The sequence below is a fragment of the Pseudomonas sp. S60 genome, assembly GCF_016647865.1.
GTDB classification, from domain to species: Bacteria; Pseudomonadota; Gammaproteobacteria; order Pseudomonadales; family Pseudomonadaceae; genus Aquipseudomonas; species Aquipseudomonas parafulva.
On record NZ_JACVVH010000010.1, the window covers coordinates 1 to 20,827 of the forward strand.

The 20,827-nt window shown below is 62.5% G+C and carries 21 protein-coding genes; 16 read left to right on the forward strand and 5 right to left on the reverse strand.

All coding sequences use genetic code 11. The annotated features are described in order from the left end of the window. The first annotated feature begins 596 nt into the window (after positions 1 to 596). The 13 genes from IAE33_RS07015 to nuoN all read left to right on the forward strand — a co-directional run bounded on the left by IAE33_RS07015 (position 597) and on the right by nuoN (position 15,560). Complete coding sequence (locus tag IAE33_RS07015) at positions 597 to 1,010, forward strand: NADH-quinone oxidoreductase subunit A (RefSeq protein ID WP_003251427.1); 414 nt, start codon at positions 597 to 599, stop codon at positions 1,008 to 1,010. 9 nt (positions 1,011 to 1,019) lie between these two features. Further along, entirely contained in the window at positions 1,020 to 1,697 is a 678-nt protein-coding gene (locus tag IAE33_RS07020) for a NuoB/complex I 20 kDa subunit family protein (RefSeq protein WP_008096180.1), read from the forward strand. Between the two features lie 79 nt (positions 1,698 to 1,776). Further along, entirely contained in the window at positions 1,777 to 3,558 is a 1,782-nt protein-coding gene (nuoC, locus tag IAE33_RS07025; RefSeq protein ID WP_028632279.1) for an NADH-quinone oxidoreductase subunit C/D, read from the forward strand. A 2-nt stretch (positions 3,559 to 3,560) separates the two neighbouring features. Continuing rightward, on the forward strand, positions 3,561 to 4,058 hold the full coding sequence (gene nuoE, locus IAE33_RS07030) for an NADH-quinone oxidoreductase subunit NuoE (protein ID WP_201162939.1): 498 nt from the start codon (positions 3,561 to 3,563) through the stop codon (positions 4,056 to 4,058). Next, complete coding sequence (nuoF, locus tag IAE33_RS07035; RefSeq protein WP_201162940.1) at positions 4,055 to 5,419, forward strand: NADH-quinone oxidoreductase subunit NuoF; 1,365 nt, start codon at positions 4,055 to 4,057, stop codon at positions 5,417 to 5,419. The genes nuoE and nuoF overlap by 4 nt, the downstream gene beginning before the upstream one ends. Before the next feature lie 130 nt (positions 5,420 to 5,549). Continuing rightward, entirely contained in the window at positions 5,550 to 8,264 is a 2,715-nt protein-coding gene (gene nuoG / locus IAE33_RS07040; protein ID WP_201162941.1) for an NADH-quinone oxidoreductase subunit NuoG, read from the forward strand. Next, a complete protein-coding gene (gene nuoH, locus IAE33_RS07045; RefSeq protein WP_028632275.1) occupies positions 8,261 to 9,268 on the forward strand; it encodes an NADH-quinone oxidoreductase subunit NuoH in 1,008 nt (335 codons plus the stop codon). Before nuoG ends, nuoH begins: the two co-directional genes overlap by 4 nt. 11 nt (positions 9,269 to 9,279) lie before the next feature. Further along, on the forward strand, positions 9,280 to 9,828 hold the full coding sequence (gene nuoI / locus IAE33_RS07050; protein ID WP_016488223.1) for an NADH-quinone oxidoreductase subunit NuoI: 549 nt from the start codon (positions 9,280 to 9,282) through the stop codon (positions 9,826 to 9,828). Between the two features lie 10 nt (positions 9,829 to 9,838). Continuing rightward, positions 9,839 to 10,339, forward strand: coding sequence for an NADH-quinone oxidoreductase subunit J (nuoJ, locus tag IAE33_RS07055; RefSeq protein WP_028632274.1), 501 nt, complete (start codon positions 9,839 to 9,841; stop codon positions 10,337 to 10,339). Between the two features lie 3 nt (positions 10,340 to 10,342). After that, positions 10,343 to 10,651 carry an NADH-quinone oxidoreductase subunit NuoK gene (gene nuoK, locus IAE33_RS07060; RefSeq protein ID WP_003251446.1) on the forward strand — a complete coding sequence of 103 codons (309 nt, stop codon included), beginning with the start codon at positions 10,343 to 10,345 and terminating at the stop codon, positions 10,649 to 10,651. Beyond that, a complete protein-coding gene (nuoL, locus tag IAE33_RS07065) occupies positions 10,648 to 12,501 on the forward strand; it encodes an NADH-quinone oxidoreductase subunit L (RefSeq protein WP_201162942.1) in 1,854 nt (617 codons plus the stop codon). The genes nuoK and nuoL overlap by 4 nt, the downstream gene beginning before the upstream one ends. Positions 12,502 to 12,550: 49 nt before the next feature. Then, entirely contained in the window at positions 12,551 to 14,083 is a 1,533-nt protein-coding gene (gene nuoM / locus IAE33_RS07070) for an NADH-quinone oxidoreductase subunit M (protein WP_201162943.1), read from the forward strand. Between the two features lie 7 nt (positions 14,084 to 14,090). Next, positions 14,091 to 15,560: an NADH-quinone oxidoreductase subunit NuoN gene (gene nuoN, locus IAE33_RS07075; protein ID WP_201162944.1), complete on the forward strand. Its 1,470-nt coding sequence runs from the start codon at positions 14,091 to 14,093 to the stop codon at positions 15,558 to 15,560. 95 nt (positions 15,561 to 15,655) lie between these two features. Here the strand turns inward: nuoN and IAE33_RS07080 are convergent, their stop codons facing one another. Beyond that, complete coding sequence (locus IAE33_RS07080; RefSeq protein ID WP_060481467.1) at positions 15,656 to 15,919, reverse strand: ogr/Delta-like zinc finger family protein; 264 nt, start codon at positions 15,917 to 15,919, stop codon at positions 15,656 to 15,658. Positions 15,920 to 16,120: 201 nt separating this feature from the next. On the opposite strand from IAE33_RS07080, the gene IAE33_RS07085 reads away from it, so the two are divergent. Continuing rightward, a complete protein-coding gene (locus tag IAE33_RS07085) occupies positions 16,121 to 16,513 on the forward strand; it encodes a helix-turn-helix domain-containing protein (RefSeq protein WP_201162945.1) in 393 nt (130 codons plus the stop codon). On the opposite strand, the gene IAE33_RS07090 is transcribed toward IAE33_RS07085, so the two are convergent. Genes IAE33_RS07090 through IAE33_RS07100 form a run of 3 tightly spaced genes read right to left on the reverse strand, consistent with a single transcriptional unit; the run spans position 16,510 to position 17,500 of the window. After that, positions 16,510 to 16,872 (reverse strand): hypothetical protein, encoded by a 363-nt coding sequence (locus IAE33_RS07090; protein WP_201162946.1) that lies wholly within the window; start codon positions 16,870 to 16,872, stop codon positions 16,510 to 16,512. The genes IAE33_RS07085 and IAE33_RS07090 overlap by 4 nt on opposite strands. Further along, positions 16,865 to 17,206, reverse strand: coding sequence for a head completion/stabilization protein (locus IAE33_RS07095; RefSeq protein WP_201162947.1), 342 nt, complete (start codon positions 17,204 to 17,206; stop codon positions 16,865 to 16,867). The genes IAE33_RS07090 and IAE33_RS07095 overlap by 8 nt, the downstream gene beginning before the upstream one ends. A 9-nt stretch (positions 17,207 to 17,215) precedes the next feature. After that, the gene (locus IAE33_RS07100; RefSeq protein WP_236406211.1) at positions 17,216 to 17,500 is read right to left on the reverse strand and encodes a helix-turn-helix domain-containing protein; all 285 of its coding nucleotides are present in this window, start codon (positions 17,498 to 17,500) and stop codon (positions 17,216 to 17,218) included. Between the two features lie 218 nt (positions 17,501 to 17,718). Here IAE33_RS07100 and IAE33_RS07105 point away from each other — a divergent pair, with 218 nt between their 5' ends. Further along, positions 17,719 to 19,791, forward strand: a complete 2,073-nt coding sequence (locus tag IAE33_RS07105) for a TonB-dependent receptor family protein (protein ID WP_201162948.1) — start codon at positions 17,719 to 17,721, stop codon at positions 19,789 to 19,791. A gap of 55 nt (positions 19,792 to 19,846) precedes the next feature. Here the strand turns inward: IAE33_RS07105 and IAE33_RS07110 are convergent, their stop codons facing one another. Next, the gene (locus IAE33_RS07110; protein WP_201162949.1) at positions 19,847 to 20,407 is read right to left on the reverse strand and encodes an NADPH-dependent FMN reductase; all 561 of its coding nucleotides are present in this window, start codon (positions 20,405 to 20,407) and stop codon (positions 19,847 to 19,849) included. A 157-nt stretch (positions 20,408 to 20,564) separates the two neighbouring features. Between IAE33_RS07110 and IAE33_RS07115 the strand changes: the two genes are divergently transcribed. After that, entirely contained in the window at positions 20,565 to 20,783 is a 219-nt protein-coding gene (locus IAE33_RS07115; RefSeq protein WP_028632265.1) for a hypothetical protein, read from the forward strand. The last annotated feature ends 44 nt before the right edge of the window (positions 20,784 to 20,827 follow it).

Genomic DNA, 20,827 nt, shown 5'->3' on the forward strand with positions numbered 1-20,827 from the left:
ACAAACGTAGGAGCGAGCGCAGCTCGCGATGCGCCGCGCGGGCGGCGCTCGCCCTCACAAGCGCCACACCTCTTCCGCCAACCACATACCAGCCCCACCCCAAAGCCATCCCCGGCAAAACCCAGGATCAGGTCTATGCTTGAGACAACACAACCTGCCCCCTCAACCGACAAACCATTGACCTGGCGCGCTACCCGCCCGGTCAAAAACTGCTAGAACACGCGCTTTTCGCATTTGCAAGTAGAGGAATCGCCAGATGAACTTTACAAGGTGCAGAACAGCCAAATTACATAACACCCATTCAAATGATATTAATTATCATTCCGAAATTTGTAATTCGTTACCACTCGCAAGAAACATAATTAACAAAACCGCGCGCAATCCCCGAATTTCAAGGCTTTCAGCCAGTTACAAAGGTGTTTTGTACTAAATCCTACGAATAAATTTGCCACAGAAATTTTACTTGCACCGGGTTTACCCATAAAATCAGCGCGATTGATTCAGCTGCGACATTTGGTCACTGCGTCTGCGACACCAGGTCGCCGTACTACTTAATTCAGACTGCAGAGCTGGGTCTCTGTATAAGGAACTCAAGCATGTCCGATTCGGCAGGACTCATCGCCCACAACTGGGGCTTTGCCATCTTCCTTCTGGGTGTCGTCGGCCTGTGTGCCTTCATGCTCGGCCTGTCCAGCCTGCTCGGTAGCAAGGCCTGGGGCCGCGCCAAGAACGAACCCTTCGAATCCGGCATGCTGCCCGTTGGCAGCGCCCGCCTGCGCCTGTCCGCCAAATTCTATCTGGTCGCGATGCTGTTCGTGATCTTCGATATCGAAGCCCTCTTTCTCTTTGCATGGTCTGTGTCCGTCCGCGAAAGCGGCTGGACCGGGTTCGTCGAAGCACTCGTTTTCATAGCAATTCTGTTGGCAGGTCTTGTCTACCTATGGCGCGTCGGGGCTCTTGATTGGGCTCCCGAAGGGCGTCGCAAGCGGCAAGCGAAGCTGAAACAATGAGGCTTTGGCATGCAATACAATCTCACCAGAATCGATCCGGATGCGCCCAACGAGCAGTACCCGGTCGGTGAACGGGAAACCGTCACCGATCAACTGCTAGAGGACCAGGTCCACAAGAACATCTACATGGGGAAACTCGAAGATGTGCTGCGTGGGGCGGTCAACTGGGGCCGCAAGAACTCCCTGTGGCCGTACAACTTCGGCCTGTCCTGCTGCTACGTGGAAATGACCACGGCCTTCACGGCACCCCACGACATCGCCCGCTTCGGCGCCGAAGTCATCCGGGCCTCGCCGCGTCAGGCCGACTTCATGGTCATCGCCGGTACCTGCTTCGTTAAGATGGCGCCGATCATCCAGCGCCTCTACGAGCAGATGCTCGAACCCAAGTGGGTCATCTCCATGGGTTCGTGCGCCAACTCCGGCGGCATGTATGACATCTACTCGGTCGTTCAGGGGGTCGACAAGTTCCTCCCCGTGGATGTCTACGTGCCTGGCTGCCCGCCACGCCCTGAGGCGTTCCTGCAGGGCCTGATGCTGCTGCAGGAGTCGATCGGCCAGGAACGACGCCCGCTTTCCTGGGTAGTGGGTGATCAAGGCATTTACCGTGCCGAGATGCCCGCCCAGAAAGACCTGCGTCGTGAGCAGCGCATTGCCGTCACCAACCTGCGCAGCCCCGACGAAGTCTGATCCAGCGACCTGCCGCCCGCTCCTCAAGGAGCCGGCGGCCTGGCTTCATTCTTAACGCTGACCCAAAGCGACCGAGACCATGACAGCGGACAACGCTATTTTCATTCCGCCCTACAAGGCAGACGACCAGGATGTGGTCGTCGAATTGCACAACCGTTTTGGCGCCGAAGCATTCGTCGCCCAGGAAACCCGCACCGGCATGCCCGTGCTGTGGGTCAAGCGCGCCCAGCTCAAAGAGGTGCTCAGCTTCCTGCGCGGCGTCGCCAAACCGTACAGCATGCTGTACGACCTGCACGGCGTCGACGAACGCCTGCGCACCCAGCGCCGTGGCCTGCCGGCGGCCGACTTCAGCGTGTTCTACCACCTGCTGTCCATCGAACGAAACAGCGACGTGATGATCAAGGTGTCGCTCAGCGAAGGCGACCTGAACCTGCCTTCGGTCACCAGCATCTGGCCGAACGCCAACTGGTACGAGCGCGAAGTGTGGGACATGTTCGGCATCGACTTTGCCGGCCACCCGCACCTGAGCCGCATCATGATGCCGCCCACCTGGGAAGGTCACCCGCTGCGCAAGGACTACCCTGCCCGCGCCACCGAGTTCGACCCCTACAGCCTGACCCTGGCCAAGCAGCAGCTCGAAGAAGAGTCGGCACGTTTCAACCCAGAAGCCTGGGGCATGAAACGCCAGGGCGCCAACGAGGACTACATGTTCCTCAATCTGGGCCCCAACCACCCTTCTGCCCACGGTGCCTTCCGTATCGTGCTGCAGCTGGACGGTGAAGAGATCGTCGACTGCGTACCGGATATCGGCTATCACCACCGTGGTGCCGAAAAAATGGCCGAGCGCCAGTCCTGGCACAGCTTCATCCCCTACACCGACCGCATCGACTACCTGGGCGGGGTGATGAACAACCTGCCTTACGTACTGGCGGTCGAGAAGCTGGCCGGCATCCAGGTGCCGCAGAAGGTCGATGTGATCCGCATCATGCTGGCCGAGTTCTTCCGTATCACCAGCCACCTGCTGTTCCTGGGTACCTACATCCAGGACGTGGGCGCCATGACCCCGGTGTTCTTCACCTTCACCGACCGCCAGCGCGCCTACACCGTGATCGAGGCGATCACCGGTTTCCGCCTGCACCCGGCCTGGTACCGCATCGGTGGCGTTGCCCACGACCTGCCGCGCGGCTGGGACAAACTGGTGAAGGACTTCGTCGAATGGCTGCCCAAGCGCCTGGACGAGTACACCAAGGCGGCCCTGCAAAACAGCATCCTCAAGGGCCGTACCATCGGCGTCGCTGCCTACAACACCCAGGAAGCCCTGGCGTGGGGCACCACCGGTGCCGGCCTGCGTTCCACCGGTTGCGACTTCGACCTGCGCAAAGCCCGCCCGTACTCCGGCTACGAGAACTTCGAGTTCGAAGTACCGCTGGCCCACAACGGCGACGCCTACGATCGTTGCATGGTCCGTGTGGAAGAGATGCGCCAGAGTATCCGCATCATCGACCAGTGCCTGCGCAACATGCCGGAAGGCCCGTACAAGGCGGACCACCCGCTGACCACGCCGCCGCCCAAAGAGCGCACCCTGCAGCACATCGAAACCCTGATCACCCACTTCCTGCAAGTCTCGTGGGGCCCGGTGATGCCGGCCAACGAGTCGTTCCAGATGATCGAGGCGACCAAGGGCATCAACAGTTACTACCTGACGAGCGATGGCGGCACCATGAGCTACCGCACCCGCATCCGGACGCCGAGCTACCCGCACCTGCAGCAGATCCCTTCGGTGATCAAGGGCAGCATGGTCGCCGACCTCATTGCGTACCTGGGCAGTATCGACTTCGTTATGGCTGACGTGGACCGCTAAGCATGAACAACACGCTTATCCAAACCGACCGTTTCGCCCTGAGCGAAACCGAGCGCTCGGCCATCGAGCACGAAATGCACCACTACGAGGACCCGCGTGCGGCGTCCATCGAAGCCTTGAAGATCGTGCAAAAGGCGCGTGGCTGGGTACCGGACGGCGCCATCCACGCCATCGGCGAAGTGCTGGGCATCCCGGCCAGCGACGTGGAGGGTGTGGCCACCTTCTATAGCCAGATCTTCCGCCAGCCCGTTGGCCGCCACATCATCCGCGTGTGCGACAGCATGGTCTGCTACATCGGCGGCCATGAATCGGTCGTCAGCCAGATCCAGAGCGAGCTGGGCATCGGCCTGGGCCAGACCACTGCCGACGGGCGCTTCACCCTGCTGCCGGTGTGCTGCCTGGGCAACTGCGACAAGGCCCCGGCCCTGATGATCGACGACGACACCTTTGGCGACGTGCAGCCTGCCGGCGTCACCAAGCTGCTGGAGGGTTACGTATGACCATTACTTCCTTCGGCCCGGCCAACCGCATTGCGCGTTCGGCCGAAACCCATCCTTTGACCTGGCGCCTGCGTGAAGACGGCGAACCCGTCTGGCTGGCCGAGTACGAGTCCAAGAACGGCTACGCCGGTGCCCGCAAGGCCTTGGCGCAGATGTCGCAGGACGACATCGTGCAGGCAGTCAAGGACTCCGGCCTCAAGGGCCGGGGTGGTGCTGGCTTCCCAACGGGCGTCAAGTGGGGCCTGATGCCCAAAGACGAATCCATGAACATCCGCTACCTGCTGTGCAACGCGGACGAAATGGAACCCAACACCTGGAAAGACCGCATGCTGATGGAGCAACAGCCCCATCTGCTGATCGAAGGCATGCTGATCAGTGCGCGGGCCCTGAAGGCCTACCGCGGCTATATCTTCCTGCGTGGCGAATACACCACCGCCGCCAAAAACCTCAACCGCGCCATCGATGAAGCCAAGGCCGCCGGCCTGCTGGGCAAGAACGTGCTGGGCAGCGGTTTTGACTTCGAGCTGTTCGTGCACACCGGTGCCGGGCGCTACATCTGCGGCGAAGAAACCGCACTGATCAACTCGCTGGAAGGCCGCCGCGCCAACCCGCGCTCCAAGCCGCCCTTCCCTGCCGCCGTGGGTGTGTGGGGCAAGCCGACCTGCGTGAACAACGTCGAGACCCTGTGCAACGTGCCGGCCATCGTCGCCAACGGCAACGACTGGTACAAGGCGCTGGCCCGTGAGGGCAGCGAGGACCATGGTACCAAGCTGATGGGCTTCTCCGGCAAGGTGAAAAACCCGGGCCTGTGGGAACTGCCGTTCGGCGTGACTGCCCGCGAGCTGTTCGAGGACTACGCCGGTGGCATGCGCGACGGCTTCACGCTCAAGTGCTGGCAGCCGGGTGGCGCCGGTACGGGCTTCCTGCTGCCCGAGCACCTCGACGCACAGATGTACGCCGGTGGCATCGCCAAGGTGGGTACCCGCATGGGTACGGGCCTGGCCATGGCCGTGGACGACAGCGTCAGCATGGTTTCGCTGCTGCGCAACATGGAGGAGTTCTTCGCCCGCGAGTCGTGCGGCTGGTGCACCCCATGCCGTGATGGCCTGCCATGGAGCGTGAAGATGCTGCGCGCCCTGGAAAAAGGCCAGGGCCGCGCCGAAGACATCGAGACGCTGCTGGGCCTGGTCAACTTCCTCGGCCCAGGCCGTACCTTCTGTGCTCACGCACCGGGTGCCGTCGAGCCCTTGGGCAGTGCCATCAAATACTTCCGGTCCGAGTTCGAGGCCGGTGTCGCGCCAGCAAGCGCTGCCGACACCCTGCGCCCGAACCTGGCCCAGCCGATTACGGTTGGCGCATAACAAGATGAAACGCGGGTGGTCCGTGCCACCCGCCGGCCTTGCAGGCGCGCGCAGGTTTGACGCGAGCCGCGGGCCCACCGATTTCCATTAGCCACGCCCGCTCACGCGGGCCAACGAAGAACTTTGAACAATGGCCACTATCCACGTAGACGGCAAAGCGCTCGAAGTCAATGGTGCAGACAACCTGTTACAGGCCTGTCTGTCGCTCGGCCTCGACATCCCCTATTTCTGCTGGCACCCGGCGCTTGGTAGCGTTGGCGCTTGCCGGCAGTGCGCGGTCAAGCAGTACACCGACGAGAACGACACCCGTGGTCGTATCGTCATGTCCTGCATGACCCCTGCCTCCGACGGCACCTGGATCTCCATCGAAGACGAAGAGTCCAAGGCGTTCCGCGCCAGCGTCGTCGAATGGCTGATGACCAACCACCCGCACGACTGCCCGGTGTGCGAGGAAGGCGGTCACTGCCACCTGCAGGACATGACGGTAATGACCGGCCACAACGAGCGCCGCTACCGTTTCACCAAGCGTACCCACCAGAACCAGGACCTCGGCCCGTTCATCGCCCATGAGATGAACCGCTGCATCGCCTGCTATCGCTGCGTGCGCTACTACAAGGACTATGCCGGTGGCACTGACCTGGGCGTGTACGGCGCTCACGACAACGTGTACTTTGGCCGGGTCGAAGACGGCGTGCTGGAAAGCGAGTTCTCCGGCAACCTGACCGAGGTCTGCCCGACTGGCGTATTCACCGACAAGACCCACTCCGAGCGCTACAACCGCAAGTGGGACATGCAGTTCGCCCCGAGCATCTGCCATGGCTGCTCCAGCGGCTGCAACATCAGCCCCGGTGAGCGCTATGGCGAACTGCGCCGTATCGAGAACCGCTTCAACGGCTCGGTCAACCAGTACTTCCTGTGCGACCGCGGCCGCTTCGGCTACGGTTACGTCAACCGCACCGACCGCCCCCGTCAGCCGCTGCTGGCCGATGGCACCAAGCTGGGCCTGGATGCTGCACTGGACAAGGCCGCCGACCTGCTGCGTGGCCGTACCATCGTTGGCATCGGCTCGCCACGCGCCAGCCTCGAAAGCAACTATGGCCTGCGTGAGCTGGTGGGCGCCGAGTACTTCTACTCGGGTATGGAGGCCGGCGAGCTGGCCCGCGTACGCCTGGCGCTGAGCGTGCTGAACAACAGCCCGCTGCCGGTACCGACCCTGCGCGACATCGAAGACCATGACGCCGTGTTCGTGCTGGGTGAAGACCTCACTCAAACTGCCGCGCGCCTGGCCCTGTCGGTGCGCCAGGCCACAAAAGGCAAGGCCGAGGCCATGGCCGAGGCGATGAAAGTACAGCCTTGGCTGGACGCCGCCGTGAAGAACATCGGCCAGCACGCGCTGTACCCGCTGTTCATCGCATCCCTGGCTGAAACCAAGCTGGACGACGTGGCCGAAGAATGCGTACACGCCGCGCCAGCCGACCTCGCCCGCATCGGCTTTGCCGTGGCCAACGCCATCGACCCAAGCGCCCCGGCCGTTGCTGGCCTGGACAGCGAAGCCCAAGCCTTGGCGCAGCGCATCGCCGACGCCCTCGTGGCTGCCAAGCGCCCACTGGTGGTCGCCGGTACCTCGCTGGCCGACCCGGCGTTGATCGAAGCGGCTGCCAACATCGCGAAGGCGCTGAAGTTGCGCGAGAAAAACGGCTCCCTGAGCCTGGTGGTGCCCGAGGCCAACAGCCTGGGCATGGCCATGCTCGGGGGCGAGTCGGTCGACGCTGCACTGGATGCAGTGATTGCCGGCAAGGCTGACGCCATCGTGGTGCTGGAAAACGACCTGTACGCCCGCGTACCGGCTGCCAAGGTCGATGCTGCCCTGGCTGCGGCCAAGGTGGTGATCGTGGCCGACCACACCAGAACCGCCACGGTGGAACGCGCCCACCTGGTGCTGCCGGCTGCATCGTTCGCCGAAGGCGACGGTACCCTGGTGAGCCAGGAAGGCCGTGCCCAGCGCTTCTTCCAGGTGTTCGACCCGCAATACCTGGACAGCAGCATCCAGGTTCACGAAGGCTGGCGCTGGATGCACGCCCTGCGTGCCACCCTGCTGAACAAGCCCGTGGACTGGACCCAGCTGGACCACGTGACCAGCGCCTGCGCCGAAGCCGCCCCGCAACTGGCCGGCATCGTCAACGCTGCGCCAAGCGCCGCGTTCCGCATCAAGGGCATGAAGCTGGCCCGCGAACCGCTGCGTTATTCGGGCCGTACCGCCATGCGCGCCAACATCAGCGTGCACGAACCGCGTACCCCGCAAGACAAGGACACCGCGTTCGCGTTCTCGATGGAAGGCTACTCGGGCTCTGCCGAACCCCGCCAGCAAGTGCCGTTCGCCTGGTCGCCGGGCTGGAACTCCCCGCAGGCGTGGAACAAGTTCCAGGACGAGGTCGGTGGCCACCTGCGTGCCGGTGACCCGGGCGTGCGCCTGATCGAACCCCAGGGCGATGGCCTGAGCTGGTTCACTGCCATTCCGGGCGCCTTCAACCCGGCCCGTGGCAACTGGACAGCCGTGCCGTTCTTCCACCTGTTCGGCAGCGAAGAAAACTCGTCGCGCGCCGCACCGGTGCAAGCGCGCATCCCGGCTGCCTACGTGGCACTGGCCAAGTCCGAAGCGGACCGCCTGGGTGTCAACGAAGGCGCCCTGCTGAGCCTGAACGTGGCTGGTGTGGCCCTGCGCCTGCCGCTGCGTATCAATGAACAACTGGGCGCAGGCCTGGTGGCATTGCCCAAAGGCCTGGCCGGCATCCCGCCTGCCATCTTCGGGGCAACCGTCGACGGCCTGCAGGAGGCAGCACAATGAGCTGGTTCACCCCGGAAGTAATCGATGTGATCCTCAGCGTCTTGCGCGCCATCGTGGTGCTGCTGGCGGTGGTGGTGTGCGGCGCGCTGCTCAGCTTCGTCGAGCGCCGCCTGCTGGGCTGGTGGCAGGACCGTTACGGCCCGAACCGCGTCGGCCCCTTCGGCATGTTCCAGATCGCTGCCGACATGCTGAAGATGTTCTTCAAGGAAGACTGGAACCCACCCTTCGTCGACCGGGTGATCTTCACCCTGGCACCGGTGGTGGCCATGAGCGCCCTGCTAATCGCCTTCGTGGTCATCCCGATCACCCCGACCTGGGGCGTGGCCGACCTGAACATCGGCCTGCTGTTCTTCTTCGCCATGGCGGGCCTGTCGGTGTACGCCGTGCTGTTCGCCGGCTGGTCGTCGAACAACAAGTACGCCCTGCTGGGCAGCTTGCGGGCATCGGCACAGACCGTGTCGTACGAGGTGTTCCTGGGCCTGGCGCTGATGGGCGTAGTGGTGCAGGTGGGCTCGTTCAACATGCGCGATATCGTCGAGTACCAGGCACAGAACCTGTGGTTCATCATTCCGCAGTTCTTCGGCTTCTGCACCTTCTTCATCGCTGGCGTCGCCGTGACTCACCGTCACCCGTTCGACCAGCCGGAAGCGGAACAGGAACTGGCCGACGGCTACCACATCGAGTATGCCGGCATGAAGTGGGGCATGTTCTTCGTCGGTGAGTACATCGGCATCATCCTCATCTCGGCGCTGCTGGTCACCCTGTTCTTCGGCGGCTGGCACGGCCCGTTCGGCATCCTGCCGCAACTGTCGTTCCTGTGGTTCGCGCTGAAGACCGCGTTCTTCATCATGCTGTTCATCCTGCTGCGCGCCTCGATCCCGCGCCCACGCTATGACCAGGTGATGGACTTCAGCTGGAAGTTCTGCCTGCCGCTGACCCTGATCAATTTGCTGGTGACCGCTGCGATCGTGCTTTACAACACGCCAGCCGTCGCGGCCCAGTGAGGATTTGACCCATGTTCAAGTATATCGGCGACATCGTTAAGGGCACCGGCACCCAGCTGCGCAGCCTGGCAATGGTGTTCTCCCACGGGTTCCGCAAGCGCGACACCCTGCAGTATCCCGAAGAACCCGTGTACCTGCCGCCGCGCTACCGCGGCCGCATCGTGCTCACCCGCGACCCCGACGGCGAAGAGCGCTGCGTGGCGTGCAACCTGTGTGCGGTCGCCTGCCCGGTGGGCTGCATCTCGTTGCAAAAGGCCGAGACCGAGGATGGACGCTGGTACCCGGAGTTCTTCCGCATCAACTTCTCGCGCTGCATTTTCTGCGGCCTGTGCGAAGAGGCGTGCCCGACCACCGCAATCCAGCTCACTCCGGATTTCGAAATGGCCGAGTTCAAGCGTCAGGACCTGGTGTACGAGAAAGAAGATCTGCTGATCTCCGGCCCCGGCAAGAACCCTGACTACAACTTCTACCGTGTTGCGGGCATGGCGATCGCTGGCAAGCCGAAAGGCGCTGCGCAGAACGAAGCCGAGCCGATCAACGTGAAGAGCTTGCTCCCATAAGGACAGAAAGATGGAATTCGCTTTCTACTTCGCATCCGGGATCGCCGTGGTTTCCACCCTCCGGGTGGTCACTGGCACCAACCCCGTGCACGCCCTGCTCTACCTGATCATTTCGCTGATTTCCGTGGCGATGATCTTCTTCTCCCTTGGCGCGCCGTTCGCGGGCGCCCTGGAAGTGATCGCCTATGCCGGCGCCATCATGGTGCTGTTCGTGTTCGTGGTGATGATGCTCAACCTGGGGCCGGCCTCGGTAGCCCAGGAACGTGGCTGGCTCAAGCCGGGCATCTGGGCCGGGCCGGTGATTCTTGGCGCCCTGCTGCTGCTCGAGCTGCTGTATGTGCTGTTCGTCGCCCCAAGCGGCGCCGCCATCAGCGGCACCACCGTGGGCCCGAAGGCCGTTGGCATCAGCCTGTTCGGCCCCTACCTGCTGGTGGTCGAACTGGCGTCGATGCTGCTGCTGGCGGCAGCGGTCACCGCCTTCCACCTGGGCCGCAATGAGGCGAAGGAGTAAATCATGGGTGCTATCCCTCTCGAACATGGTCTGGCGGTCGCCGGCATCCTGTTCTGCTTAGGTCTGGTTGGCCTGATGGTCCGCCGCAACATCCTCTTCGTGCTCATGAGCCTGGAAGTGATGATGAACGCCTCTGCCCTGGCGTTCGTCGTCGCCGGCGCCCGCTGGGTGCAGCCTGACGGCCAGGTGATGTTCATTCTGGTGATCAGCCTGGCAGCCGCCGAGGCCAGCATCGGCCTGGCCATCCTGCTGCAGCTGTATCGCCGCTTCCACACTCTCGACATCGATGCTGCCAGTGAGATGCGCGGATGAACCTTCTCTTTCTGACTTTCGTCTTTCCCCTCATCGGCTTCCTGCTGCTGTCGTTCTCGCGCGGGAGGTTCTCGGAGAACCTGTCGGCCGTGATCGGCGTGGGCTCGGTAGGCCTGTCGGCGGCTACCGCCGCCTATGTCATCTGGCAATTCAACGTCGCCCCGCCTGAGGGTGGCGCCTACAGCCAGCTGCTGTGGCAGTGGATGTCGGTGGACGGCTTCGCGCCGAACTTCACCCTGTACCTGGATGGCCTGTCGGTCACCATGCTGGGCGTGGTCACCGGTGTCGGCTTCCTGATCCACCTGTTCGCCTCCTGGTACATGCGCGGCGAAGCCGGTTATTCGCGCTTCTTCTCGTACACCAACCTGTTCATCGCCAGCATGCTGTTCCTGATCCTGGGCGATAACCTGCTGTTCATCTATTTCGGCTGGGAAGGCGTGGGCCTGTGCTCGTACCTGTTGATCGGTTTCTACTACAGCAACCGCAACAACGGTAATGCAGCGCTCAAGGCGTTCATCGTCACCCGTATCGGCGACGTGTTCATGGCCATCGGCCTGTTCATCCTGTTCGCCCAGCTGGGTACGCTGAATGTGCAGGAACTGCTGGTGCTGGCACCGCAGAAATTCCAGGCAGGTGACACCTGGATGGTGCTGGCAACGCTGATGCTGCTCGGTGGCGCGGTCGGTAAATCCGCCCAGCTGCCATTGCAAACCTGGCTGGCCGACGCCATGGCGGGCCCTACCCCGGTTTCGGCACTGATCCACGCCGCGACCATGGTAACCGCCGGCGTTTACCTGATTGCCCGCACCAACGGCCTGTTCCTGCTGGCGCCAGATATCCTGCACCTGGTAGGCGTGGTGGGTGGCGTGACCCTGGTGCTGGCCGGCTTCGCCGCGCTGGTGCAGACCGACATCAAGCGTATCCTCGCCTATTCGACCATGAGCCAGATTGGCTACATGTTCCTGGCCCTGGGCGTAGGTGCATGGGACGCCGCGATCTTCCACCTGATGACCCACGCGTTCTTCAAGGCCCTGCTGTTCCTGGCGTCCGGCGCGGTGATCGTTGCCTGCCACCACGAGCAGAACATCTTCAAGATGGGTGGCCTGTGGAAGAAACTGCCCCTGGCCTACGCCAGCTTCGTGGTCGGCGGCGCTGCGCTTGCGGCCCTGCCTATCGTGACCGTGGGCTTCTACTCCAAGGACGAGATCCTCTGGGAAGCCTTCGCCAGCGGTAACTCCGGGCTGCTGTACGCCGGCCTGGTGGGTGCGTTCATGACCTCGCTGTACACCTTCCGCCTGATCTTCATCGCCTTCCACGGCGAAGCCAAGACCGAAGCCCATGCGGGCCATGGCATCAGCTACTGGCTGCCACTGGGCGTGCTGATCGTGCTGTCGACCTTCGTCGGCGCCTGGATCACCCCGCCACTGGCCGATGTACTGCCGCAAAGCGCCGGCCATGCCGGTGGTGAAGCCAAGCACGCACTGGAGATCACCTCAGGCGCCATCGCCATTGCCGGTATCCTGCTAGCGGCGTTGCTGTTCCTGGGCAAGCGCAGCTTTGTCAGCGCGGTCGCCAACAGCAGCCTTGGCCGGGTGCTGTCGGCCTGGTGGTTCGCCGCCTGGGGCTTCGACTGGATCTACGACAAGCTGTTCGTCAAGCCTTACCTGCTGATCAGCCACCTTCTGCGCAAGGACCCGGTCGACCGTACCATCGGTTTGATCCCGCGCATGGCCCGCGGCGGCCACGTTGCCATGAGCAAGACCGAGACTGGCCAGCTGCGCTGGTACACCGCTTCCATCGCCGTAGGCGCAGTGCTGGTACTTGGCGCTGTGGTAGTGGCCGCGGTATGACCATGAACCTTGCGAACCTTGCGACCCTGCAAAAGGAAATGAACCCGTCATGATTTTGCCTTGGCTGATCCTGATCCCCTTCATCGGCGGCTTCCTGTGCTGGCTGGCTGAGCGCTTCGGCGCCACCCTGCCACGCTGGATCGCGCTGCTGACCATGTCCCTGCTGCTCGGCATCGGCCTGTGGCTGTGGGCTAACGGCGACTACACCCTGGCCCCCGCTCCGGGCGCCGAGCCTGCCTGGGCCCTTGAATACAAGGTCCAGTGGATCCAGCGCTTCGGCATCAGCATCCACCTGGCGCTGGACGGCCTGTCGCTGCTGATGATCCTGCTGACCGGCCTGCTCGGCGTGCTGTCGGTGCTGTGCTCCTGGAAGGAAATCCAGCGCCATGTCGGCTTCTTCCACCTGAACCTGATGTGGATTCTGGGTGGTGTGGTCGGCGTGTTCCTGGCCCTGGACCTGTTCCTGTTCTTCTTCTTCTGGGAAATGATGCTGGTGCCGATGTATTTCCTCATCGCGCTCTGGGGTCATAGCTCGGCAGACGGCAAGAAGACCCGCATCTACGCCGCCACCAAGTTCTTCATCTTCACCCAGGCCAGCGGCCTGATCATGCTGGTGGCGATCCTGGGCCTGGTGCTGGTCAACTACAGCAATACGGGTGTGCTTACCTTCAACTACAGCGACCTGTTGAAGGCTGACCTGCCGGCCGGTACGGAGTACCTGCTGATGCTGGGCTTCTTCATTGCCTTCGCGGTGAAGCTGCCGGTGGTGCCCTTCCACTCCTGGCTGCCGGATGCCCACGCCCAGGCGCCCACCGCGGGCTCCGTGGACCTGGCCGGTATCCTGCTGAAAACCGCCGCCTACGGCTTGCTGCGTTTCGCCCTGCCGCTGTTCCCCAATGCCTCGGCCGAGTTTGCGCCCATCGCCATGACCCTGGGCCTGATCGGGATCTTCTACGGTGCCTTCCTGGCGTTCGCCCAGACTGACATCAAGCGCCTGATCGCCTTCTCCAGCGTTTCGCACATGGGCTTCGTGCTGATCGGCATCTACTCCGGCAGCCAGCAGGCCCTGCAGGGCGCCGTCATCCAGATGCTGGCCCACGGTGTTTCGGCTGCCGCGCTGTTCATTCTGTCGGGCCAGCTGTACGAACGCCTGCATACCCGTGACATGCGTCAAATGGGAGGCCTGTGGCACCGCATCGCCTACCTGCCGGCCATCAGCCTGTTCTTCGCCGCAGCCTCTCTGGGCCTGCCGGGTACCGGTAACTTCGTTGGCGAGTTCCTGATCCTGCTGGGTAGCTTCGTGCATGTACCGTGGATCACGGTCATTGCCACCACTGGCCTGGTGTTCGGCTCGGTCTACTCGCTGATCATGATCCACCGTGCCTACTTCGGCCCGAGCAAGGCCGACACCGTGCTGGCCGGCATGGACGCTCGCGAACTGATCATGGTCCTGGGCCTGGCAGTGCTGCTGATCCTGCTGGGCGTGTATCCGCAGCCGTTCCTCGACACCTCTGCCGCCACCATGAGTGGCGTGCAGCAGTGGCTCGGTTCCGCTTTCACTCAACTCGCTTCGGCCCGGTAAGAGCGCTATGGAATTCACCACTCAACACTTCATCGCATTGGCGCCGATGCTGATCACCACCCTCACCACGGTGGTGGTGATGTTGGCGATCGCCTGGAAGCGCAACCACTCGCAAACCTTCCTGCTGTCCACCGTGGGCCTGAACCTGGCCCTGCTGTCGATCCTGCCGGCGCTGAAGGTTGCCCCCCTGGCAGTTACCTCGCTAGTGACCATCGACAAGTTCGCCTGCCTGTACATGGCGATCATCCTGGTGGCAACGCTGGCGTGCGTCACCCTCGCCCACGCCTACCTTGGCGATGGCGCCAAGGGCTTCCCGGGCAACCGTGAAGAGCTGTACCTGCTGTTGCTGATGTCGGCACTGGGTGGCCTGGTACTGGTCAGCGCCAACCACCTGGCCGGCCTGTTCATCGGCCTGGAGCTGTTGTCGGTGCCGGTGTACGGCCTGGTGGCCTATGCCTTCTTCAACAAGCGGTCACTGGAAGCCGGCATCAAGTACATGGTGTTGTCGGCGGCAGGCTCGGCCTTCCTGCTGTTCGGCATGGCATTGCTGTACGCCGACGCCGGCAGCCTCACCTTCGACCAGCTGGGCAAGGCCCTGGCCGCCACCAGCATGCCAAGCCTGCTGGCCCAGCTGGGCCTGGGCATGATGCTGGTCGGCCTGGCCTTCAAGCTGTCGCTGGTACCGTTCCACTTGTGGACCCCGGACGTGTATGAGGGCGCTCCTGCCCCGGTTGCCGCGTTCCTGGCCACGGCCAGCAAGGTGGCGGTGTTCGCCGTGGTGGTACGCCTGTTCATGCTGTCGCCTGCTGCCAGCAGCGGTGTATTGAGCACGGTGCTGGCCGTGATCGCGGTGGCATCGATTCTGGTCGGCAACCTGCTGGCGCTGACCCAGAGCAACCTCAAACGCCTGCTGGGTTACTCGTCCATCGCCCACTTCGGCTACCTGTTGATCGCCCTGGTTGCCAGCAAGGGCCTGGCCATGGAAGCCATGGGCGTTTACCTGGTGACCTACGTGATCACCAGCCTGGGTGCCTTTGGCGTTATCACCCTGATGTCGTCGCCCTACGCTGGGCGTGATGCGGATGCGCTGTACGAGTACCGTGGCCTGTTCTGGCGCCGCCCGTACCTGACCGCCGTACTGACCGTGATGATGCTGTCGCTGGCAGGCATCCCGCTCACCGCAGGCTTCATCGGCAAGTTCTACATCATCGCCACAGGCGTCGAGTCGCAACTGTGGTGGCTGGTGGGTGCACTGGTGGTGGGTAGCGCCATTGGTGTGTACTACTACCTGCGCGTCATGGTGACCCTCTACCTGGTAGAGCCGAACCTGCGCCGTCACGATGCCCCGTTGAAGTGGGAACAGCGCACCGGTGGCGTCATGCTGCTAGCCATCGCCGTGCTTGCGTTCGTGCTCGGCGTGTATCCGCAGCCGTTGTTGGACCTTGTTCAACAAGCCAGCCTGCAACTGATCGGCTGATCGGTCCGGCAACACGAAAACACCCCGCTTGTGCGGGGTGTTTTTGTATCTGCGCCATCAAGGTGGTGCGCCATCCATGGCCACATCGTTGCGCCTCACTCACCGTGGCAGCTCAGCGCTGTATCCGGTAACGCCGCCTTGCGCAAGTCGCCCTTGGCTGGCGGCAGGTACACGCCGGGGTTTGGCATGCCGCTAGGGGACAACTCGTGGGTCATCTCGAACTCAGCGCGCACTGACCAGCCGCACGCCTCGGTGGTGCATTGCAAATAAGCAATTCGCAAGAAAATATGACGGCCTTCGCTGGTACGTATGCGCATGCGGCTATGGCAATGCGGGCAGACCAGTTTATAAGTACTCACGAGAAGTACCTGCTAGCATTGTCCATGCCCCTGCGATGCAGGCATGATCCGAACGCCACGTAGGTTTTGGCTGAATGCAGGGCTGGGTGGCTCATCTTCAAGTTCCTCATGCGGGAATCCTCCTAAAAAAACACAGGGCTGTATTCATAACGAGTAGTTTAAGCCCATGGAATATCATTAAACCAGTGATGGATATTTGTTATGAGTACTCATGTACTTGCTGCAGTGATGGACCGCCTCAAGCAGCTGACCGGTGCCCAAACTGACGCGGAGCTTTCACGGGCGTTGTCGATCAGCCCGCAGACATTGAGCAGCTGGAAAGTACGCAACAGTATCCCGTACTCCCTTTGCATAAAAATTGCTACGCACTATGCGTGCTCTCTGGACTGGTTACTGCTGGGCAGAGACCAGGCCGGCTTTAGCCCTCAGGACGACGGTGCGTGGGAGTCGGATTTGCTGGGGCGATTGCGCAGCCTGTCCCCTACTGACCGGCAAGCCATCTTGCTGGTGATCAAGGACAAACAACGGATACAGCTTCTGGAACAGAGGCTGACCGAACTGGGCATGCACCCTGGCAGCAGTGGCATCCCTTAACCCCGCCGCCGCCAGCGCTGAATCAGCTCGCGCGGGTCCAGTGAATCCAGCCAGACCATGACCTTCAGGCTGATGGGGATGACCACAACAGCCGCGACGAAGGCCGACATGCCTGGGGTCAGCAAAGGCGCCACGGATGAAACCAAGGGTCCGAAAAGGTGCCCTACCCCCACCGTCACGAACACCAGCAGCATTTTCTTGCCCAGTGTAAGCCGCTTGGCCGTGTTGGTGATGAGCCGATCCCGGGCTGCGCTGACCAGCAAAGCGCCAAGCAAGGCGGCGAACAACACATTGGCCTCCCCGCTCAACAGCTGTATCACCGCCTGGGATAACCCCCCTGCATCAAGTCGTTCAGCCATGGTGAACACCCCGGCGTGAGGAGCGTACGTAGGGCACGCCCAGGTAATGCATGATTGCCGCGTCCACGAAGCACAGGTAACACACCCGCAGCGCACGCCCATGGTCATGCCCGCACACGTCATCCAGGCGTTTGTAGCCCAAGCTGCGCAACACGGCCCTCCAGTTGGCAAACTCGCGGGCGGCCTCGATCACGGCGCAACGAGCGGCTACCTCGATTGCTGCATCACCTGTGGTTCGCTGCAACCTCAGGCGCTTGCGAAGCTTGTTGAGCTCAATGCGTGGCCAGAACGGATCGTGACAGTCGGCAGCCCGTGCAGTGTCTTGATGATTCATGACCGTACCTCACGCTTCGGCCAACAGGCCGTAGCGAATGGCCTTGATCACTGCCCCTACCCGGGTAGGTACGTCAAATTTGCGCAGAATGTTGGACACGTGGAAATTCACCGTCGACTCCTTGCACCCCAGTATCTGCCCGATCTCCCACGAACTCTTGCCATAGGCGCACCACAGCAGTACCTGCTGTTCACGGGGCGTCAGGCGTGCGGGGGCGCTTGTGGGGTCGCCGGTGGGCGCGCCTGTGGGGGTAGAAGCGACGGATTGTTGCGGACCTCTTGCATCGGTAACCATGTTCGAACTCCAGGGGTTTGCGACCGGCGGTGCTGCCGACCTGTGGCCACCTTACGAAGCAAGTGCGTGCCCGCTCTAGCGACGGGCTTTGTAAAGAAACTTCGTACACTTTCGCCCTACCAAAAGTGCGATAGATTTGCTGGCTTTCGGCGTGCTCCGAGCGCCATTTCGCTCGTCTCAACGCAGTTGTTCATCCGCTATTTACCTGGAGCCCTACAATGCGTCGCGTTTTGTCCCTACCCCCCTGCGTGGGCCTGCTGGGTGCGTTCATGGCTGCCCAGCCCGCGCAGGCAGCTGCACCGGTCGAATTGGGCCAGGTGTTGATCACCGAGGAGGAGCAGGACGACCTGAGCGCCGCAGGTGAACGCTTGCGGGCCATACCGGGCGCCACCAACCTGGTGGACATGCACGGCGTTGGGCAGGGCCGCGTGGCCAGCAACCAGGACGTACTGGCCTACCAGCCGGGGGTATTCGCCCAGTCGGCAGGCAACGATGGGATCAAACTGTCGATCCGTGGTTCGGGCATCAACCGGGCGCCAGGTGCTCACGGCTCGGGCGTGTACACGATGTTTGATGGCCTGCCCTTGACTGGCCCAGGCGGCACCCCCTATGAGCTGTTCGAACCCTTGTGGTTGAGCCGCGCCGAAGTGCTGCGAGGCGCCAATGGCTTCGACCAGGGTGCCTTGGCCCTGGGCGGTGCGATCAACTATGTCACCCACACGGGCCGCGATGCCGCGCCGTTACAGGTGCGTTACGAAGTGGGCAGCCGCGGCTACCAGCATCGGCATGTCAGCTCGGGCCAGGTGCTGGGTGACCTCGATTACTACGTGGCCCTGACTGACGTTGAGTACAACGGCTACCAGCGGCACAGCAGTGGCAGTGCCAAAGGGGTTGCCGCCAACGTTGGCTACCGCTTCAACCCGAACCTGGAAACGCGGTTCTACCTGCGTTACCGGGAAACCGAAAACGAACTGGCCGGCCGCCTGACCAAAGACCAGATCAAGCACCACCCGCGGGCAGCCAACCCGGGCTACCTGGCACGCGATGACAGCCGCCCGCAACCGGGCAGCACCTGGGTGGGCAACAAAACCACCTTCTACCTCGATGACGACGCCAGGCTAGAGGCTGGCCTGGTGTACCACGACTACCCCATGGACCTTCGCGAAGGGCCCATGCGCCTGAAGGTCGCCTACACCGATGTCAGCGGCACGCTCAGCTACAAGCGCCGCGACACGGTGTTCGGGCGTGAAAGCAAGACCACCATCGGCTGGCGCACCACCAAGCACCTGCCCAACAGCGGCGCATCGCAGTTTGCACGCAATGGCCATGTGTTCGGTGACCGCACGCGGGACTTTACCTATCAAGGGTCCGATACCGTGCTGCACCTGGGCAACGACCTGGAGCTGATACCCAACGTATGGCTGACCACCGGGCTTGCCGCCATCTATACCCGCCGCGAGAGTGACGTAACCTACCCCGCCCAAGGCGGCAAGGTGTCGATGCACGACTGGGACTACGCGCCACGCGTGGGCCTGCGCTACGACATACGCCCCGACCTGCAGGTGTACGGCAACCTCAGCCGGTCGGTAGAGCCGCCGCACCCGTGGTCATTGATCTGGAGTTCGCCAAGCGTCGGCGGCAAGCAGATCCAGCCGATGAAGATGCAGAACCAGACCGCGACCACCCTGGAGCTGGGTGCCCGTGGCGACTCCGCACTCGGCCGCTGGGACCTCGCCTGGTATTACTCGCGGGTACGCCATGAGCTGCTGGCAGTTGAAGTGGTGCCCAATTTCACTTCCGAATTCAACGCCAGCGCCACGGTACATCAAGGTGTGGAAGCCGGCCTGCAGAGCACGTTATGGGAAAGGCCAGGCACCGGCAAGCTCAGCGCACGCCAGGCCTACACGTTCAGTGATTTCCACTACCGTGACGACGACCGCTTCGGCGACAACCGCCTGCCCGGCATCCCCATGCACTACTACCAGGCCGAGCTTCGCTACGACTGGCCGAGCGGGTTCTATGCCGGCGTGAACACCCAGCTGGCGTCGAAAGTGCAGGTGGACTACGCCAACAGCAACTATGCCGATGCCTACGCGATCATGGGGGCGCGGCTGGGCTGGGACTCGCCAAAGCAGGACTGGCAGGCCTGGCTGGACCTGCGCAACCTGGCCAACAAACGCTACGCCGCCACGGTGACCCCGGCGTACAACGATGCAGGCAGGGACAACCCCCGCTCCACGCCCGGTGAAGGTTTTGGGGTGTATGCAGGGGTTTCTTACAGTTTCCGCTAACAGGCCTTTACACCCGGGAGCGCCGCCATGCGGCCCTCCAGGGCGTCAACAGCCATCAAACAGCGCGGTTCAGCTTCACCCAAGAGGCGAACTTGTCGATGAACGCCTGCAAGAATGGCCGGGTCTTGTCATTGAGCTTGCCTGACTCGTCGAACAGGTTGGCCGCGCCGCCGATATAGGCCTCTGGCATCTGCATGCAGGGCATGTCAAGGAACACCAACGCCTGGCGCACGGCGTGGTTGGCGCCAAAGCCGCCGATGGCACCCGGCGATACACTGACGACCGCTGTTGGTTTACCCGCCCAGGCGCTTTGCCCATAGGGCCGGGAGCCGACGTCGATGGCGTTTTTCAGGCAGCCCGGTATCGAGCGGTTGTATTCCGGGGTGACGAACAGCACTGCATCGCTGTGGCGGATGTCGTCGCGGAACCGGGTCCAGGCCTGGGGTACAGCTTCAGCCTCGACATCTTCGTTGTACATAGGCAGGTCGCCGATTTCGACGATTTTCAAGGCCAGGCTCGAGGGGGCCAGTTCCGACAAGGCGCGGGCGACCTTACGGTTGTAGGACTCCTTGCGCAAGCTACCGACAACGACAGCAACCGAATACACCTGGGTCATGGCGATCTCCATACTTCACGGGTTCAAGGGACGATGTAGTTATAGATGACCCTTTTCAGGCGCTTTGGTTTTTTTTCGGGCGCACGAAAACTTCCCTGACCGTTCCACGGTCTATTACTGCATACATTTCTTACGCAATTCAGAGGGTTCCACCCAAATGGCAGCAGTAATGGTCGGCCAATTCCATGCCCGTGACGCCGAAGGCCGCATCTACCCCGTGCACGAGTTTCAGGAATCGACCCTGCAACTGGACGGCAGCACGACGGGCGCCCCTATCACCACCTATCGCCTTGCCATCGGCGACCGGGTCAACCACCTGGGTGAGAACCGCTTCGAGCTGGTGCGTACGGGTATTGAGATCATTCGTATCCCGTAACGCGAGCGATGTGCGGGGCTGCTTTACCCCTGTCCCTGTGGGAA